The sequence below is a fragment of the Parahoeflea olei genome, from assembly GCF_001703635.1.
Classification (GTDB): Bacteria; Pseudomonadota; Alphaproteobacteria; order Rhizobiales; family Rhizobiaceae; genus Hoeflea; species Hoeflea olei.
In genome coordinates this window covers 1-1,335 of sequence record NZ_LQZT01000028.1, presented here as the reverse complement: position 1 = coordinate 1,335, position 1,335 = coordinate 1, and the positions used below count along the sequence as shown (strand labels likewise).

At 63.7% G+C, this 1,335-nt stretch carries 1 protein-coding gene; it reads right to left on the bottom strand.

The features are described from left to right. Positions 1 to 40 precede the first annotated feature (40 nt). Entirely contained in the window at positions 41 to 1,237 is a 1,197-nt protein-coding gene (locus AWJ14_RS14840) for an IS256 family transposase (protein ID WP_066180727.1), read from the bottom strand. Positions 1,238 to 1,335 lie beyond the last annotated feature (98 nt).

Below are 1,335 nucleotides of genomic sequence, written 5' to 3'. Positions count from 1 at the left end.
TGTGCGTCAAGTTCTGCAAATTGGGCGGCCATGAAGCTGGTCATGCGGCTTTGCGGAGTTCGAGCTTCTTGTGCTCTCTAAGGTCGTCCATGTTGAGGTAGCGGTTTGCCTCCATCCAGTTTTCGTTGGTTTCGACGGCCAGTGCCCTGACGAGACGCAGGCAGCTCTGGGCATTGGGGAAGATGCGCACGACGTAGGTGCGCCGGCGGATTTCCTCGTTGAGGCGTTCGAGCATATTGGTCGATTTCAGGTGCTTGTGGTGCTGTCTGGGCAGGCGGAAGAAGGTCAGCGTCTGCTCGATGTTCTCCTCGGCCCAGCCCGTCAGGCGCGGATACTTGGCCGACCATTTGGCGAGCCATGCGCCCAGATCGGCCTTGGCCTCGGCCAGATCGCGCCGATCGTAGAGCCAGCGCAGCTCCTGCAGGCAATCGTCGCCGTGCTTTCTGGGCAGATGGTCGAGCGCGTTCCTGAGGAAGTGCACGTAGCAGCGCTGCCATGCGGCTTCCGGGATCGCCTCGCCGATGGCCCTGACCAGGCCGGCATGGTCGTCGGACACGACCAGTTCGACGCCCCTGAGGCCGCGCGCCTTCAGGCCCAAGAGGAAGTCCCGCCAGGCCGAGCGGCTCTCGCGACTGGCCATTTCGACGGCCAGGATCTGGCGCCGGCCATCCCAATCGATGCCGACGGCGACCAGCACCGCCTGGCTCATGACAACACCGGCTTCGCGCACCTTCTCGTAGCGCGCATCGAGGATGAGGTAGGGGAACGGCTCGTGCAGCGGGCGTTCGGCGAAAGCCTTCAGGCTCTCGTCCAGCCGCTTGTTGATGGCCGAGATCGACGAGGCCGAGAAGGCGTGGCCGCACAGTTCCTCGGTGATCGCCCGCACCTTCCGGGTCGACACGCCCTGCACATACATCTCCGCAAGTGTCGCAACCAGGGCCCGCTCCGATCGCTGGTAGCGTTCGAACAGCTCGGTCGAGAAGCGGCCCTGCCGGTCCTGCGGAACTCTCAGCTCGAGCTTGCCGACCCGCGTCACCAGCGTGCGGCCGTAATGGCCTGAGCGATAGCCGAGCCGCTCCGGCGTCCGCTCGCCCTTGCCGGCGCCAAGCGCCTCGTCCATCTCCGCTTCCAGCACCTCCTGCATCACCGCGCGGATCACATCGCGCAGCCCATCAGGGTTCGAAAGCAAAATCTCTTTGACGGCGGCGCTGGCAGTCTTACCTTCAGTCTTGGTCATGGTGGCGTTCCTTCCAGGGAATCAGGTGACGTGAACAATCACCAGCCTGCCATGACCGCCCAATCTCAGCCATTTTGCAGAACTCTCCGCACACTACC